Below are 15,842 nucleotides of genomic sequence, written 5' to 3'. Positions count from 1 at the left end.
TTGTAAATCATGTGAGGCAACAAAAGCAAAATCTTCTAATTCACGGTTACTGCGTGATAACTCATCTGAATAAAGCGTGAGTTCTTTGGTTCGAGCAGCAACTTTTTGTGCTAATTCTTTATTTTTTTGTTCAAGTTGAAGTCGATACTTTACTTCACTTCTAGTATTTAACCGGGCAAAAAATGCTAAGCCTAGAAGTAATAAAGCACTGGTTATACCTGAAATAGCGAAAGTGACCTTTGCTTCTCGCTCAACGGTTGAAAGTACGGCGAACAAGGTATTACGGTAGTTTATCTCGAGTATTTTTATATATTCTAAATCCGCTCGAAGCTCTTTATACAAGTTACGACCCGTACCTGTCATCACAAGTTTTAATGCGCGTTTTTCTTTGTCAGCGAGTGCCAATTCAACAGTCTTTTGTAATTCATCTGTTTTTTGTTCAACCAGTATAAGTAAAGCTGTAATTCGCTCTGATTGTTCTGGTACTTCAGAGTGAAGTTTTCTAGTATTGCTGAGTTGATCGCTTAGGTTTTCTAATGCATCTTCATAAGGGGTTAAATATTCTGGTATTTCTGTCAGTAAATAACCACGCTGGCCTGTTTCAGCCATTAAAACTAAATTATGTAGATTGTCTATTTCACCTATAATATCACCGGTATTGTATAGGCTGCTTTGTGTATTAGATAAAGCATCAATGGTTTTTATGGCTAAATAACCATTGGTTATTATCACCATAGTAATGATACTTGTGATCAGCCCCCAATTGAATACTGCGTTTTCGAAAAGCTTTTTAATGGGCATGTTTACTCGCTTTCTGGTCAATTATTACCATCTGAAATATTTTTATAAGCGCTTGATATACAATAAAAAGCATTACGATTGAGACAGTTCAGCAATATCTTGCAAACGCTTGCTACAATCTTGGCAAGCGACCAGTATTTTATCGATGGCAGCTATTGCTTTATCCTTTGGCATATCGTTTTCTAACACCATTTTTATTAACTCTGCCTGCATAGAAATTCTATTTAAAGGCGCTCGAGTATCATGTATTAAATGATTAATATCGTTGTTTTCTTGATTCACTGCACTACCTCATCATAGTTTGTTAAAAGCTACTTACTCTGCTATTAATCTGTAAAGTCACCGTAAGCATGTAATCTGTTGTACAAGGTTTTGGTACTTATGCCTAACATTTCAGCTGCTTGTGTTTTGTTGCCATCAACTTTATCTAAGGTGACACGAATAAGCTCTTTTTCAAGCCCTTCAATTGTTTGTCCTGCCGATACGGCAGATGATTGATTTGTTGCAGCAGCAAAAGGCGAGATAAAACTACTTGGTAGTTGTATAGTTTTGGTTGCAGGTTCACTCATAATAAAAGCACGGTGTATAGCGTGTCTAAGCTCCCTAACATTACCAGGCCAAAGGGTATTTTTTAATGTCTCTAATTGTGCTGTTGTCCAAACAAATTCGGCATCATTTTCATTGTTCAGCTGTTGTAAAAACACTTCGGCAAGTAAAGGAATGTCTTCTTTTCTTTCGCTTAATGATGGAATGCTAATTGGAAAAACGGCTAAACGATAATACACATCTTCACGAATTACTTTTCCTTCAGCTAATTCAGCCATTGTTCTGTTTGTAGCCGAAACTACACGACAATTAACTTCAATTTCTTGTGTACCACCAACCGGGATAACACGCTTATTTTCTAATGCGCGTAATAAATTTGGTTGCATGTCGAGCGGCATTTCAGTTATTTCATCAAGAAAAAGTGTGCCATTGCCGGCTCTAACAAATACCCCTTCTTTGCGAGCAACCGCGCCTGTAAATGCGCCTTTTTCATGACCAAACAGCTCACTACTAATTAACTCTTTTGATAAAGCCCCGCAATTGGTAGCAATGATGGGGTCAGTTGAGCCAGTGGATGCATGAATTGCATTCGCAACAACTTCTTTACCTACACCACTTTCTCCCATGAGCATTACGTTAGCTGAGGTTTTAGCTACGCGCTCAATCATAGTATATAGCTCTTGCATAGGTTTTGACTCACCTACAAGGCAACCAAAATGTAATGTTGGCATTTTACTGTTGATTTTTTTGGGCTTTTTGGTGTTTCTATTCAGTGTCGCTTCAATATCTTCGCGTTGTAATGGTTTTACAATGTAGTTAACTTTTGGACCACACAAGCCTGCAAGCATACCTTTTACCGAAGGGTGACCTGTTATTAAAGTCACATAAGGGCTAAGTTGATTTTTTTTCAAAAAATCTATCAAGTGTAAGCCGCTGCCATCGGGCAACATAAAATCAAGCAAAACATGATCAAATTGTTGATTGGTTAACCATTCTTCTGCTTCTTTTAAGGTAGACGCTACATAAACATCATGACCTAAAAATTCTATTATTTGGCACGCGACTTCTGTAAATTCAGCATCGTCATCAACCAATAGCACCTGTAGCATATTTTATTCCCTTATAAACGTAATCGATATACGTTTTTTCTTTATAAAGAGATCATAACAAATAAGATGAAATGAAACTAACTAACTTGAATAGGTATTTGGTGCTTGGATGTTATTGCTATTAATCGTCATGGCTTAGTCTCAGGTTTAGGAACACTTATAGCATTATTGGTCCAAAACATTGATTACTGCTATTATCTTTAAATAAATTAGTGCTTATTTTTCAATAGCTTTTGGTTTTTGTTGCGGCGGTAATAAGGTAAAAAGAATAAAATGATCCCAGTAATTGAGATGACAATCATGATGACAGCAATTGGCAGTGTAAACCAGAGGTTTGCTTTATCTTGCCAGTAACTTGCATCGTGCAATTGCTCAATGATATCTGAACGACGAAAGGCCGTTTTTAAAACCTCTCCGGTTGTGGCATCAATTTGAATTTCCCAGTGCGACTTTGCGCGTATTTTGATAATGCCTTTATTTGGTCGTACATCTAAGCGATCTATGGCTTGCCAAGAGTCTATTTCTGCAACTTTTACTGTTTTAGCAATGGTGAGTATTTGCGAAAAACTGATACTGGGCTGGTTGAACTGACCTTTTGTGCTCGCTGGTTGAATGTATTCAACTTCTTTTTTTAATAACAGTAAAATCCCTGTCACTAAAATAACTAAAAAGGGTATGGCGATAGCTATACTTGCCCATCGATGGGTGCTGCGGTTGATTCTATTAAAGTTCATCACTACTCGTTTGTTCTTTGATGTTTGTGTGAATTAAAAGCGCCATAAGCCACTTATATTGATAGTACGCTCAGGTTGATAAGCGGCGTCTTCGTCGCTTGAGGCTCGATATTCATTGTCGGTGATATTAAGTATCGACATACTTAAGGTTATATCTTCACTGAGTTGATAGTCCCCTGTTATTTGCCAAATAAGTTCACTAGCTTGTGTGCTTTCTGATGGACCAACATCAGAACGTTCGAGCAATACCGTTAATTGCTGACGGATATTAATTGCATTATGTTGCCAATTTAGTGCCCATTTAAGTGCTTTGGGTAAACCATCATCAACCGTATTGTTATTTATATCACGCGATTGTTGCCACTGTAATCCTAAACTTGTTTGCCATTGTGGGTTAATGCGCCAATCGTTAATAAGTTCAAAGCCTCTGATCGTTACGCGCTCGCTGTTACGGTAATAGCGAATGTTATCGAGAGTGTAGCGTTCTATATAGTCATCAATATCATAATGGTAGGCATTAAAACGTGTGGAAAATTCAGGTGTTAACTGGTGGTTTATCGATATTTGCAACCCTAGGCTTTGTTCAGGTTCAAGATCCATATTTCCTTGGGTATTCCCTCTGGGTGTTTCACCAGAAAAAAAGAGTTCACTTACTGTTGGAAAGCGAAACGCATTCGCGATTTGTATGCTGGCGAAAGTTTGTGCTGATAGTGTGTAAGAAATATCAGCAGATAAGGATAAAAAATTATCGCGTTTAGTTTGCTGTTGAGCAGAGACATTAATACTGTCAAATCGTGCACCTGTAGCTAGGGTGAGTTTGTTAACATGCCAATCATGTAAAATATACGCTGCGTAAGTATCTTCATCGGCATCAACCACGGTTTTTGCCCAAGCAAGCTCGCCACCACTAGTAAATTCACGCTCACTAATATCGATATTATGACGCCCGAACCACTCTAGGCCGAGTACGGTATTATCGACAAGCCAAGAGCCATAAGCACCATAGGTGTTTGATTGGTAGTCAGTGATATTACTTCTGGCTGTTGCTTGGTTGTCATCTAGACGAACTATGTGTGTTTGCCATTGTTGTTGATGTTGATAGAGTTTTACTTTCCATTGTCCTAGTGATGAAAATTCAATTTGTGACAACAAGTGATCGTCTTGTGGATAACTACTGATCCGTTGCTGAGGAAAGGTACTCGAACTTTTTCCAATGTCATCACCTTGGCTGATAATACTCGAAGCAAAAATATCAATATCATGCCACGTTAATGCTGCCGATAAAGTGGCTACAAGTTGTTGATATTGAGTGTTCAGTTCAGTGCTGGAGGTACCTTCATTGCTTGGAGAACGTCCATTGTCGGCTTGACGATGAATTACACTGGCGCTAATTGACTCACCATTAAAGCGTGCCCAAATATGTTGTGCATTATCTTGAGGCTGCATGGTTATGCCCACTGCTGAGCTATTAAATGCGTTAGTGGCAATACTAATAACGCCACCCATAGCGTCAGAACCGTATAAAGTGGATTGAGGTCCTTTTTGAATATAAACCCCAGAAATTAATTCACTTGGAATAAAAGAAACGGCATTGCCTGCACGTCGATCGGTGATAATAGGTATGCCATCGACTTCTGTTTTAATACGTGAGCGACTAAAGCCTCTAATATTGTAACTTTGAAATAATCCTCCTTGGCCATTGAGCGCAACGCCTGCTTGCTGTGTAATTATATTTGCCACCGTATTCGGAGCTTGAACAGTTTGCTCGGGATACACCATAATATTGTCACTGGTACGACTATCGTCGAGTGATTTTATCGACTTATTATAAGAAATAGTCATGGTTTCAGTGGTACTTGGCTCGGGGACCGTATAGCCATAACTTAGACAAGGTAATACAGCTAAAAATAAATGCGTTATAGACTTCAACGTCGTTGTAAATTTAAACATAATCAATAGCTTAATCGGTTAAGTGGATAATGACAGACTGTGAATTAGTACTGGTGATAAAACGTGTTAAATTTTGTTCTGCAGGGCCTTTTTTTACTTGCCCTAAAGCGTCAAATCTAGCGCCATGACAAGGACAAATAAAACCAAGTTCTGTTGGTGTAAGTGCGCAGCCATTGTGTGTGCATGCTAATAACGATGCTGCGAAGTGATCATTATCAAATTTTACCACACCAATAGCATATTTATTATAGGCTACGGTAACGTTACTACGGTGATTAAATAATGTTTTTTCGATGAAGATTTGCTTACCGACTCGCTCTGATTCCACATGAACCATTGTGCTTTTGCATGCCGGTAATAAGCAGCTACTTGCTAAGCATGCCGTTTTTAAAAATGAGCGGCGTTTCATGAAACTTTACCAGCAGATGATCGAGCTTTATCATTGTTTTTGAACGGCTGACGTTTTTTTCCACGTGTCGATTTTCGACCTGTACGAATGTGAAAATAGAGTAAAGCGGGTAAGCATATACCGACAATAGCATGGGCATTGCCAAGTAAAACGTGCCAATCTTCAGTAACTAAATAATAAAGTGAATAGGCTGACAAGAGAGAAAAAACGATAAAACAGAGCATAGTAAGCCCCGATTTTTTTGCTTGACCCTTGTACCAAGTTTTTGGAATATGAGAAGTAAATATAGCACCTAACGCCATTAGCATAACAAATGCTGCAAAACCGTGAAGTTGCAAAGTTGGATATTGCAAAAAGTGCGACTCAGGCCCAAAGTCACCTTCGACCATGGCAAATTCTCGCAGTAGCCAGAAAGTTGTACCGCTTAATGCACTGACTGCTAAATTAAAATAAAAAATATAACGATATTTTTTGGCTATTTTTCGACTGATATTCGACATGTAAATGCTCTAGCTTAATTGACGACTAAAGCCAAAACGATTAATGCTGATCGCAGTGGCGTTGTAGTCTTTTAATATCTGTTTTGCTTGTTGGCGCTCGACCAACAAGGCAACTTTCGTTAATGCATCAGCGTGCATGGCTTTTTCAGAAAAAACCGACATACTGCCTTTAATTTTTACATAATGGTTAGCTATTGGATTAAAATATTGTGAGCCACCTTGATTATAATAACTAGCACTTGTGGCTAATGCCGTATTGGCCATTTGTAGTTTTTTTAAGGCGCTGAAGCGTTTGCCATATTTGATCTCTACTTTTTTATTTTGCCAATCAATGACACGCATATCGCCACCTGCATTAATGCTCCCGCAAATGTCTTCGGGTAAAAGTGCAATCGCTTGGTCAACGGCATAACCTTTCGCGACTCCACCTAAATCAATAATAATGGGTCGCTTACTGCTTATTTGGTTGTTACTTATTAAGACATCAGCAAATGTGCCTAATGGTTGATTATGTTCGAACGAATTAGCTAAAAATAAATGATCAGGCAAGTGCTTATCATTGACTAATATGGAAGCAACGCTGAGATCGTAATAGCCTTGTGTACTTTTAAATAACGCATGAGCAAAAGCTAAGATAACTGATAGGTCGTTGGTAAGATTGTGTGCAGATTGTGGTTCAGTTAATAGTGCTCTATTCAATACTGATATGTCACTTTCTGGAGCGTGAAAACTCAGCGCATGGTGGATGCGTTCTATTTCATTGAACGCGATATTTGACCAATGTACGAGATCTTTTTCTGGTAGCTCACCATACAAATCAACTTCGATAAAGGTACCAAGCAAAGGCTTACAGCGCTTTATTGTGTGATTAGAGGCCACATGTTTTATCCATTAACGCGCTACCTTACTCAACACGGTAGACCAAGTGTGGTTAAGTCGGTTAATACCGTCAGTAACATGTCGGCATGACAGTGTTGCACCAGAAATGTTTCTGATTTGTTTATCTAACTTTAAAAATTCGCTGCTATCTTTACCGTAAAATTGTGCTCGCCATTTTGGATGCATAACTTGATCACCATAGGTTTCACGATAAGTAAGTACTTCAATACCCATCACTTTACCTTCAGCACTAATCGCTACTGCTAAATCGATATTTTCGTGTTTACCTATGACTTGATCAACAATAAACCATCCACCATCTTCAGAGCGCCAGCCATTTATAAAATGGTTACGGACGCGAATATCAGCAAGTTCTTCAATTAGATCTGCCTGTGCTTCGCTTAACGTGATTGGTGTTGGTGTAAGGTTTTGGTCTGGCCACAATATTTTTTTGGCCTGTTCAATCGTCAAATAATTTTTTGCAAATGCGAGCTGAATAGGTAGCGCGAAACTTGCCGCTGTAGCGACTAAACCTTTCAAAAATCGTCTGCGTAACATGCTCATGATCTAAGTAATCCGCTGTATATGGTTAATACGAAAAAGACTTACAAATGAATGTAAGCCTTATTGAGGTCAATCAACACAATTGAAAATATTAAAATTCATAGCCGTATGATAAGCCGATGTGCATTTTTTCATGCTCATCCCAGTTACGGCCATTTCGTACGTCGGCATATTCAGAGCCGCCGCCACTGATTTGCCATAAAACGCCCGCTGTAGCCCACCATTTTTTTTCTGCAAAATGCAATGTAGGTCCAAAATAGTTACCGTTTTGATGTTGGCTGCCAATACGGAAGTCAGTTAAATCAAAATTAGTTTTATCTAAACCAAGGGTGTAACCTTCTTCATCAAAACCGCCTTCAGTATTACCTTGTTCTGCTTTATCTTGAGGGTTTAAATAATCAGACTGGTGTCTAAACTCTAGGCCGATAAACCATTGTGGTGCGAAACGGTATGAAATACCTGCTGAGATATCAACGGCAAACTCATCTTCGACAACCGAACCTGATTTTCTGCGTTCAAATTCAGTTTTAATATTAAGTACGGTAATTACAGTGTCATCAAGAAAATCTTTCTGGAAAAATAGCGTACCAACAAATGAGTTTTGATCAATGTCAGCACCATCTAAACGATACTTGTCACGACGCTCATAACTTAATCCATATGAAAAGCCGAAAGCATCTTTATACGGGCTTAAAACATTATATTTCATGGCCAACTCGTAACCGGCAAATTGTGTATCGCTAAATTTGCCAGTACCATCGCCTGCTTCACACATTGGACATGGCGCGCCATCTGCTTCTGAGCCTACATCGTAATCGTGAATAAAAATAATCGCTTCAGCGGCAATGGTGAGTTTATCCGTTACACCGTATTCAATTTCAGGTCGAATATCGTGAAAGGTGTAATGATCACCCGCATTTTTATCTAAACGAATAGTGTCAGCAATTTTAAATTCATAGCTGTTAGCTGGACGTGTGTCTGTACCTTTAGCATAAACCCATAAGTTTTCGCCTGCAGAAGCAATAAAAGTTGTCGTAGATATTGCTGCCGCTATGAGAGTGTTGAAATTGAGTTTCATCTTATTTTGAACCTAGTTTTTATCGAAAAAGCGATTGTTGTTATGCAAAATATTATAAGGTGTTACAAAACGTAACGCAACTGATAATTATTATCATTTGCGTTTTGTTTTGAAGCGTTGCCAATTTTTTTGGACTGACACGTGTCTTAGATTGTAAAATGAAAAATTGAGAAATTATTGCAGATTGGAGTGTGGTCTTTATTGTAAATTTAACTATGCGAAGATTGCTGACTTATATGAATATATCAATGTGGTGATTATTGCTCTTACTAATACTATTTTGTATGTGTACTTAGAATTATATTTGCTTAGTGGTGCAGATATGTCGGCGTAACTAAGGTTTATATACCCGAAAAATTAATATATTTGATAGGATTTATACTTAGGATGAATTTCTAAGTAGTCACACCAAGTACTAAAATTTTGGTAGTTGAACTGTTTATCTGTAGCACTTATCCAAGGGGATGAAGACTTAACTTGTAATTGAAATTTTATTCTGTGGCCATCTATAGCGACATAACAAGCTAAAGGCTCGAATGTTTCGTTTTTAATTTTTACTTGTGCAAAACCATTTGAATCGCCAAAACTGACCGTTATTTTGGGTGATGCTAAAATAACTGGGCTGATAAAAATGGCTACGGCACAAAAGTATTTTGTTATATTCATAGGTTAACTTTCTGTTTTTAAATAAATTTAAGGTATAATTTTTCTAAAATAACTCAAGTGTAATTAAAAATATCTGAAGATAATTTGATTATACCATTGAAAGCGACTTCGCGTGTCTCCATAACTATTATCACAACAAAACATGTGTCAAAAATGACAAAGATTAAAGACGCAGTAAAAAGAGACCCTATTCATGGCTAACATTACCCCGATTAAAAAAGAAACTCATCAGAATATTAAAATCGCTGCAAAACGTGATTTATCAAATGTATCTACTCAACATATTGCACCGATCACCGCACCCGAGTTTTCTCAAGCGGCCACGAGTTACCCTGTTGTATTTGTAAAAGATCAAGGTAGCGAACGTTACCGTAGTGTTGTTATGTTGGGCTTAGAGTCCGGCGAAAACTTATATTATAAAGAAGATTCTTGGCAGGCAGTTTATGTTCCGCAAAGTATTTCAATGTCACCTTTTTCTCTAGGTCTAGACCCTGAGAAAGAAAAAACATTAACGGCTTGTATAGATTTAGACAGTAAATTTGTCGGCGAAGATAATGAACATGAGTTGTTTGATGCTGAAGGCAATGACACAGAGTTCTTTAAAGGCGTACAAGATTCACTGGGTCGTTTATACGACAATGAAGTAATGAACGAAAAATTCATTAAAGAATTAGTCGATAATGATTTATTACTAGAACTTGAGCTTAATGTAAATTTTGCTTCAGGTGAAACTAAGAAACTTGTTGGTTTATACAGTGTTGACGAAAAGAAAATTCAAGCATTAAGTGATGAGCAAGTACTTGATTTTCATAAACGTGGTTTGTTTATTCCAATTCACGCAATGTTAGGCTCTGTTGGTCAAGTTAATCGTTTAGCTCAATTGCGTAATCAGAGTGAATCAACAGCTAAAGTAAATGCTATTCGCTTTTCACCAGTAACAGTTGAAGCTGAAAAATAACACTTAAGTAAAGCTAGTAAAAAAAAGACCTGTTGGTCTTTTTTTTTTTGCTTAAAATTTAAGATATTACGAAGCCTTCGTTTAATTTTTAGCCAGAACAGTATTAATTGATGAATCTACATTAAACGTCTGATAGGATGATTTTGGCTGATGGTGTTTAATTGATGTAGGGTTAGGGATTTATACCGTATGACTGTTCAGAAAAAATTACCAAGTGATATTGAAGAAAACATCCAAAACTTGGCGGGTGATATTTATTTACAAATTGAAGATAAAATCACTGCATTACTCACTAGTTATAGCGATAATATTGACGTTAGCCCTGAAATTGTTACCACGCACCCACTTTATATGGCGCTTGAAGAACAGTTTCAGTCGCAGCAATTACTGGCTACTAAAAGCCAACAAGAAAATAATAGTGAGCTTGAAATATTAAAAGCAGAACAAAAAGCGCAGCATAACCAATTAGCACAACTTCAAGAAGAACTCTCCAACGCAGAAAATCTTAACAGCGCAAAGCTAACAGACTCAGAACAAATTTTGAAAGATAAACTGGCTGAAAACTCACAGTTAGTTAAACAAGTTGCAACACTTAATCAAGAGAACGAGCAGCAGCAACAGCAATTAAAAACCGTAAGTTTAGCTGCAGAAAATGCGACAACAACGCTAAATGAATTAACCACAGAAAAAGACGCATTAGCCAAAAATGACAAGGCTAAAGCTGCAACGCTTGCGGTTCAAAATCAGCAATACTCTGATTTACAGCTTAAATTTGATCAAGTATCGAGTGAGTTAGAATACTTAAAAGCAGAACAAGAGCATAAATTACTGTCAAGTAGTGAGCAGTTGAATCATGAACAGCAACAAGCAAACTTATTACATGAGCAAATTTCTACTTTACAGAAAGAGCTGAAAAATAAACAAGTAAGTATTGATCAGCAGCAAGCAACGATAACTAAAGTAGAGCACGAAAATAGTGACTTAACTTTAAAAGTGAATAGCCAAGAGCAAACGATAGTCCAAATTGAGCAAGACGCGGTTTCTGCACAACAGCAATATGAAAAAGAAAAACAACAAATTAATGACAAGTGGCTTAATGAGCAAGAAAAAAATTCCCTCGTTTTAAAGCAATTGTCAGTCGATAATGAACAGGTCATTAAACAAATTCACGAAGCGGAGCGCGATACACAAGCACTTGAAAACAAGCTTGCAGAAGCCAATGAAGAACTAGTTGCCGCTAATAAGCAACAATTTCAGGTAGCGGAGACGGTGAATTCGCTTGAGCAGCAATTGCAAAAAGAGTTGGCAGTATCCGCTAAACTTAATGCCGATAATTTACATTTAAAAACATCTTTAGAACAAGCCGAACTCAAGCATAACAGCAACAGTGAACAGCAAACGAAGCAGATAGCTGAGTTAACACAAACCCTAGAAAAAAGTGTGACTGAGGCGAAAACTAACCAACAAACTATTGCCGAATTATCGCAAGAAAATCATACCCAACTAGAAAAAATCAATGATTTGTTAAGTCAAAATGAAAATGAGCAGTTGAAGTTTAAACAAGCCATTGATAAGCAAGATGAAAACCATAAACAAGTGGTGACCGGGCATCTACAGGTTTTAACCGATAAAAACAAAGCACTTACCGAGTTACAGCGACAGGCTGATACAACAGCGTCTGATTTAACGCAGCAGCTCGAAGCACAAGTGACAAAGACAGAAACAGCAATGTCTAAGTTTTCTGAATTAGAGCTTTCTTATACCCAGGCCTTAGAAAATTTAGAAAAAATAGAGCAAGATTTAAATAAAAAACAAACACAATTAACAACTGTTAAAGCAGAGTTAGACCAAGATAGAGCAAGAGCAGCGAAAAATAGACTGCTGCATCAAGAAAATAAAGGCAAGCAAGAAGTAGAATATAATAAAGCCCGTGAAACAATAAAATATCTTCGTGATGAAAACACTGAGTTAAATCGAAAATTAGACCAGCAAATTAATGAGCTCGAAGATAAACTAACTGAATATCGATTGCGCTTTGAGTATGCGCAGAAGCAGATTACAAAATTAAGCAAATAAGCGATAACTACGGGTAATTTTTGTAAACAGTACTTTTATCCGTTCATAAACCCTATTTTTAATGCCACCATTTTAACGAACTCATTATGGATAAAAACATGCCGATTAAACTGGGCGTTTGCATCTTGATGTAACTCGCATCTTAATGGTATATCGGTATATAATACCTTCCTTTTTCAATCTAAATAACGAGACTCTACGTGTCGATAAACCTACCTTTTAATAAATTAAGCCAATGGCAGCAGGTGGCATTTTGTGCAGCGTTACTTGAGCGCATGATACCAAATTATCAAATGTTTTCAGAGCATACCGAGTTTGGTAATTTTAAGATTTTGAGAAATCAGCTAGACCTTATTTGGCAATGGTTAGATAAAGCCAACCGTTGCAAAATTAACTATGATGCTCAAATAGCAAAACTTGAAGAACAAGTGCCTGATCCTGAGTTATTTGATTTTTTAGGTGTATTTCCTGCGCTTGATAGTGCAATGGCATTAATGTCGTTGTTTCAAGCAATGCAAGACCCTGAAAGCGATGGTTTTATCAACGTGAGTAAGTTGTCAGAAAACAGTGTTAGTTATTATGTTGAGTTGAGCTTAGCTCAGCAAATTGACGAAATAACGCCAGAAGAAGACGAGATAATGATCTCAGAGCAGCAAATTCGTGAACACCCATTAATGCAGTGGGAAATTGCCACACAAAATGAGTTATTTGACTTCTTAACATCAGCCAGTGAAAACAAAGCGAGTTGTGTTAAAGCCAAAGCCTTGGTATTAGAAGAAGGCCTTTCAAATCTAGGCATAGAAATTAACACTGCATAGTCAAATGCGTTTACTGATTTATAAAACGCTTGGTCGAATTAATTGAAAGCTAGATAACCGAGGATAAATGAATTGTTTTTTGAAGGTTCAGAAAAGAAAGCTGAAATTATCATTGATGCCACGCAAATTTCATTAATCGCTGACCTCGAAGAAAATTTTTGGCAAGCACTTGTACAATGTTGTAATGCAAAAATATTATCAACGATTGAAAATAAAGACTGTAAAGCATTTTTGCTATCGGAATCTAGTTTATTTGTTTGGCATGATCGTCTACTTATTATTACCTGTGGCAATACCCGTTTAGTACATTCTGTTGAATATTTTATTCAACAAGTCGGGATGAGTAAAATTCAGCAGATCACTTATCAAAGAAAAAATGAGTATTTCGCTCATGCCCAGTTAAGTAGTTTTGGTGATGATATTGCTTTGCTTGGACAATACGTAAAAGGTCAATCATTTCGATTTGGCGAATTAGACGGTCATCATAATTATATATTTAATCAAGATACCCATTTTAAGTTGAATCAAGAAGATAAATCATACGAGTTAATCGCTTACCAAATTTGCCAAAAAGCTTCTGATAAACTTACTACCCTTGGTTTAGCTGCTAATGAAATTAGAGAATTTTTACAATTAGATCGACTTCTAGCGGGTTATATATTGGATGACTTTGTTTTTGAACCTTTTGGTTACTCCATTAATGCCATTAAAGGCATGCATTACTTAACTATCCATATTACGCCGCAAGCGAGCAGTAGTTATGTCAGTATTCAAGCTAACATTAACTTGATTGCACTTGCGCCAGACTTTTTACGTATTTTAGCACCTAAGTCGATTGACCTTTTAAGTGTTAACGAAACTTACTTTAGTGAGTTAACGCGTCAGTATCTACCTCAAGAATATATTAGTAAGTCTTTATTTCAACAGCATTTAAGTAATAATGATTTAGTGAGTTTTGCTAATTATATTCTGCCACAAACCGTTTTTAACCAAGCAGAATTACTTGATGTTGACGATGTAAGCCACACACTTTAATCTCTTTATTATAAAATGGACTTAGGTTTTAAAAGCTTATTTAAAGTTATTTTAGGTGTCCGATTTTTATGAATGATCAAATAATCAACCAAGGAAGTTAGATGAAATTAAATTATATCGGGCTATGTGCTGGCTTAATTGCGCTATCGACACTTCAGAACGTAAATGCACAAACGCTTAGTGCTAGTAATAGTAATAAAATTGAGCGTATTGAATCATCTGTTCATAAAATCATGAGTACTTTTCAAGTGCCAGGTATTGCTGTCGCTATCATTAAAGATAACGAGGTGGTGCTAAGTAAGGGCTTTGGCGTGCTTAAACACGGCAGTAAAGCGCCAGTAAATGCAGATACCTTATTTGGTATAGCGTCAAATACCAAAGCGATGACCTCGGCGTTATTGGCAGGCTTAGTGGATGAAGGGAAGTTAACTTGGCAAACAAAAGTTATTGATATTATTCCAGAGTTTCAACTACCCGATGCCTATGTTACGCGTGAGTTTACAATCATCGACTTGCTATCACATAACAGTGGTTTAGGGTTAGGTGCTGGCGATTTAATGATATGGCCTGAAACCACCCTTACCAACCAAGATGTTATTAAAGGTTTAAAGTATTTACCGCAAGTATCGAGCTTTCGTAGTGAATTTGCTTACGATAATTTAATGTATGTTATTGCAGGAGAGATCATTGCAAAACTAACCGGACAGCCTTGGCAAGAAGTGATTCAAACACGTATTTTCGATCGATTAGGAATGAATAATACCCGAGCTAAATTTTCTTTGATTGCCAAAAACAATAAAAATGTTGCTCGTGCTCATGTACCTCTAGACGGAAAGTTAAACGTTGTTGGTGGTAACTTTTTAGAACAATTTTCTTCTGCTGGTTCGGTGGCATCTAGTGTAAATGATATGTCGTTATGGCTTAAAGCACAGCTTAATCGCGGACAATATGATGTTGATGATACAACGTTAAGACTTTTTAGTGAGCAGCAAAGTCGTGAGATGTGGCAAGCACGTACATTATTACCTGTTTCGCAACAAACAACAGCGCAAGATAAAACGCATTTTTATGCATATGCTTTAGGTTGGTTTGTTAAAGATTATCACGGGGTCAAAGTGGTACGACATACCGGAGGCATATTAGGTATGGTGTCAAAAGTGGTGATGGTGCCAGAAGAAAATTTAGCTATGATAATTTTAACTAATCAGCAGTCGGGATTTGCCCTTAACGCATTATCTCAACAAATTTTAACCGAATATCTTGAGTTGCCTGCAAAAGATTGGGTTGAACATTATGCGAAATTACAGCGAGAAAAAACCATTAAGAAAAAAACACAGTTAGCAAAAGTAGCCGCAAATATTGATAAGAATTCAACTCCCCCTTTATCACTTGCTCATTATGCTCAAAGCTATGTTGATAATTGGTATGGTGAAATTACCATTAGTTTAACGAACGATGATTTGGTCATGCAGTTTACTAATACGCCGGCATTGCTTGGTAAGTTAGTGCATTATCAGCACAACACCTTTATTGTTCGCTGGGACGACCGTACTTTAGAAGCGGATGCTTATGTGAATTTTAAGCTAAATTCAGATGGCAGCATTAACTTTGTCACTATGAAGGCGGTATCTGAGTCGACAGATTTTAGCTTTGATTTTCATGATCTTATGCTAAAGCCTAAAGCTATTACACATTAACTATAAAAATTAATAATATAGC

At 37.1% G+C, this 15,842-nt stretch carries 16 protein-coding genes; 5 read left to right on the top strand and 11 right to left on the bottom strand.

Translation table 11 applies throughout. From position 1 onward, the window contains the following. From H4J50_RS03520 to H4J50_RS03470, 11 genes are all read right to left on the bottom strand, one after another. The coding region (locus H4J50_RS03520) for a CHASE3 domain-containing protein (RefSeq protein ID WP_182254480.1) at nt 1-801 on the bottom strand (801 nt) is incomplete at its 3' end. Nucleotides 802-873: 72 nt separating this feature from the next. Further along, entirely contained in the window at nt 874-1,083 is a 210-nt protein-coding gene (locus H4J50_RS03515; RefSeq protein ID WP_182254478.1) for a HAMP domain-containing histidine kinase, read from the bottom strand. Between the two features lie 44 nt (nt 1,084-1,127). Then, the gene (locus tag H4J50_RS03510) at nt 1,128-2,456 is read right to left on the bottom strand and encodes a sigma-54 dependent transcriptional regulator (RefSeq protein WP_182254476.1); all 1,329 of its coding nucleotides are present in this window, start codon (nt 2,454-2,456) and stop codon (nt 1,128-1,130) included. A gap of 209 nt (nt 2,457-2,665) precedes the next feature. Beyond that, a complete protein-coding gene (locus tag H4J50_RS03505; protein ID WP_108457619.1) occupies nt 2,666-3,190 on the bottom strand; it encodes a PepSY-associated TM helix domain-containing protein in 525 nt (174 codons plus the stop codon). Nucleotides 3,191-3,223: 33 nt separating this feature from the next. After that, the gene (locus H4J50_RS03500; protein ID WP_182254474.1) at nt 3,224-5,140 is read right to left on the bottom strand and encodes a TonB-dependent siderophore receptor; all 1,917 of its coding nucleotides are present in this window, start codon (nt 5,138-5,140) and stop codon (nt 3,224-3,226) included. 10 nt (nt 5,141-5,150) lie between these two features. Further along, nucleotides 5,151-5,549 carry a ubiquinol-cytochrome c reductase iron-sulfur subunit gene (locus tag H4J50_RS03495; protein WP_182254472.1) on the bottom strand — a complete coding sequence of 133 codons (399 nt, stop codon included), beginning with the start codon at nt 5,547-5,549 and terminating at the stop codon, nt 5,151-5,153. Beyond that, nucleotides 5,546-6,049: a hypothetical protein gene (locus H4J50_RS03490; protein ID WP_182254469.1), complete on the bottom strand. Its 504-nt coding sequence runs from the start codon at nt 6,047-6,049 to the stop codon at nt 5,546-5,548. Before H4J50_RS03490 ends, H4J50_RS03495 begins: the two co-directional genes overlap by 4 nt. A 9-nt stretch (nt 6,050-6,058) precedes the next feature. Then, the gene (locus tag H4J50_RS03485) at nt 6,059-6,928 is read right to left on the bottom strand and encodes an FAD:protein FMN transferase (RefSeq protein ID WP_182254467.1); all 870 of its coding nucleotides are present in this window, start codon (nt 6,926-6,928) and stop codon (nt 6,059-6,061) included. A 12-nt stretch (nt 6,929-6,940) separates the two neighbouring features. Continuing rightward, nucleotides 6,941-7,492 (bottom strand): FMN-binding protein, encoded by a 552-nt coding sequence (locus H4J50_RS03480; RefSeq protein ID WP_259366149.1) that lies wholly within the window; start codon nt 7,490-7,492, stop codon nt 6,941-6,943. A gap of 91 nt (nt 7,493-7,583) precedes the next feature. Beyond that, nucleotides 7,584-8,570, bottom strand: coding sequence for a DUF6662 family protein (locus H4J50_RS03475; protein ID WP_108457613.1), 987 nt, complete (start codon nt 8,568-8,570; stop codon nt 7,584-7,586). A 357-nt stretch (nt 8,571-8,927) separates the two neighbouring features. After that, nucleotides 8,928-9,236, bottom strand: a complete 309-nt coding sequence (locus tag H4J50_RS03470; protein ID WP_182254465.1) for a hypothetical protein — start codon at nt 9,234-9,236, stop codon at nt 8,928-8,930. A 193-nt stretch (nt 9,237-9,429) separates the two neighbouring features. On the opposite strand from H4J50_RS03470, the gene H4J50_RS03465 reads away from it, so the two are divergent. From H4J50_RS03465 to H4J50_RS03445, 5 genes are all read left to right on the top strand, one after another. Continuing rightward, nucleotides 9,430-10,194 carry a SapC family protein gene (locus H4J50_RS03465; RefSeq protein ID WP_108457611.1) on the top strand — a complete coding sequence of 255 codons (765 nt, stop codon included), beginning with the start codon at nt 9,430-9,432 and terminating at the stop codon, nt 10,192-10,194. Nucleotides 10,195-10,383: 189 nt separating this feature from the next. Beyond that, nucleotides 10,384-12,270: a hypothetical protein gene (locus H4J50_RS03460; protein ID WP_182254463.1), complete on the top strand. Its 1,887-nt coding sequence runs from the start codon at nt 10,384-10,386 to the stop codon at nt 12,268-12,270. Between the two features lie 200 nt (nt 12,271-12,470). Continuing rightward, complete coding sequence (locus tag H4J50_RS03455; RefSeq protein WP_108457609.1) at nt 12,471-13,088, top strand: YjaG family protein; 618 nt, start codon at nt 12,471-12,473, stop codon at nt 13,086-13,088. Nucleotides 13,089-13,160: 72 nt separating this feature from the next. Continuing rightward, on the top strand, nt 13,161-14,123 hold the full coding sequence (locus tag H4J50_RS03450; RefSeq protein ID WP_182254461.1) for an adenosylmethionine decarboxylase: 963 nt from the start codon (nt 13,161-13,163) through the stop codon (nt 14,121-14,123). Between the two features lie 101 nt (nt 14,124-14,224). Next, nucleotides 14,225-15,820, top strand: a complete 1,596-nt coding sequence (locus H4J50_RS03445; protein ID WP_182254459.1) for a serine hydrolase — start codon at nt 14,225-14,227, stop codon at nt 15,818-15,820. The last annotated feature ends 22 nt before the right edge of the window (nt 15,821-15,842 follow it).

The organism is Colwellia sp. 6M3 (assembly GCF_014077595.1).
Lineage (GTDB): Bacteria > Pseudomonadota > Gammaproteobacteria > Enterobacterales > Alteromonadaceae > Cognaticolwellia.
The sequence above is the reverse complement of the archived record's forward strand: the minus strand, read 5'-3'. Positions and strand labels throughout refer to the sequence as shown.

Bases quoted from the DNA above. Each gene is read 5' to 3' on its own strand.
- H4J50_RS03510 (WP_182254476.1), bottom strand. From the start codon at position 2,456: ATGCTACAGGTGCTATTGGTTGATGACGATGCTGAATTTACAGAAGTC.
- H4J50_RS03505 (WP_108457619.1), bottom strand. From the start codon at position 3,190: ATGAACTTTAATAGAATCAACCGCAGCACCCATCGATGGGCAAGTATA.
- H4J50_RS03500 (WP_182254474.1), bottom strand. From the start codon at position 5,140: ATGTTTAAATTTACAACGACGTTGAAGTCTATAACGCATTTATTTTTA.
- H4J50_RS03495 (WP_182254472.1), bottom strand. From the start codon at position 5,549: ATGAAACGCCGCTCATTTTTAAAAACGGCATGCTTAGCAAGTAGCTGC.
- H4J50_RS03490 (WP_182254469.1), bottom strand. From the start codon at position 6,049: ATGTCGAATATCAGTCGAAAAATAGCCAAAAAATATCGTTATATTTTT.
- H4J50_RS03480 (WP_259366149.1), bottom strand. From the start codon at position 7,492: ATGAGCATGTTACGCAGACGATTTTTGAAAGGTTTAGTCGCTACAGCG.
- H4J50_RS03475 (WP_108457613.1), bottom strand. From the start codon at position 8,570: ATGAAACTCAATTTCAACACTCTCATAGCGGCAGCAATATCTACGACA.
- H4J50_RS03470 (WP_182254465.1), bottom strand. From the start codon at position 9,236: ATGAATATAACAAAATACTTTTGTGCCGTAGCCATTTTTATCAGCCCA.
- H4J50_RS03465 (WP_108457611.1), top strand. From the start codon at position 9,430: ATGGCTAACATTACCCCGATTAAAAAAGAAACTCATCAGAATATTAAA.
- H4J50_RS03460 (WP_182254463.1), top strand. From the start codon at position 10,384: ATGACTGTTCAGAAAAAATTACCAAGTGATATTGAAGAAAACATCCAA.
- H4J50_RS03445 (WP_182254459.1), top strand. From the start codon at position 14,225: ATGAAATTAAATTATATCGGGCTATGTGCTGGCTTAATTGCGCTATCG.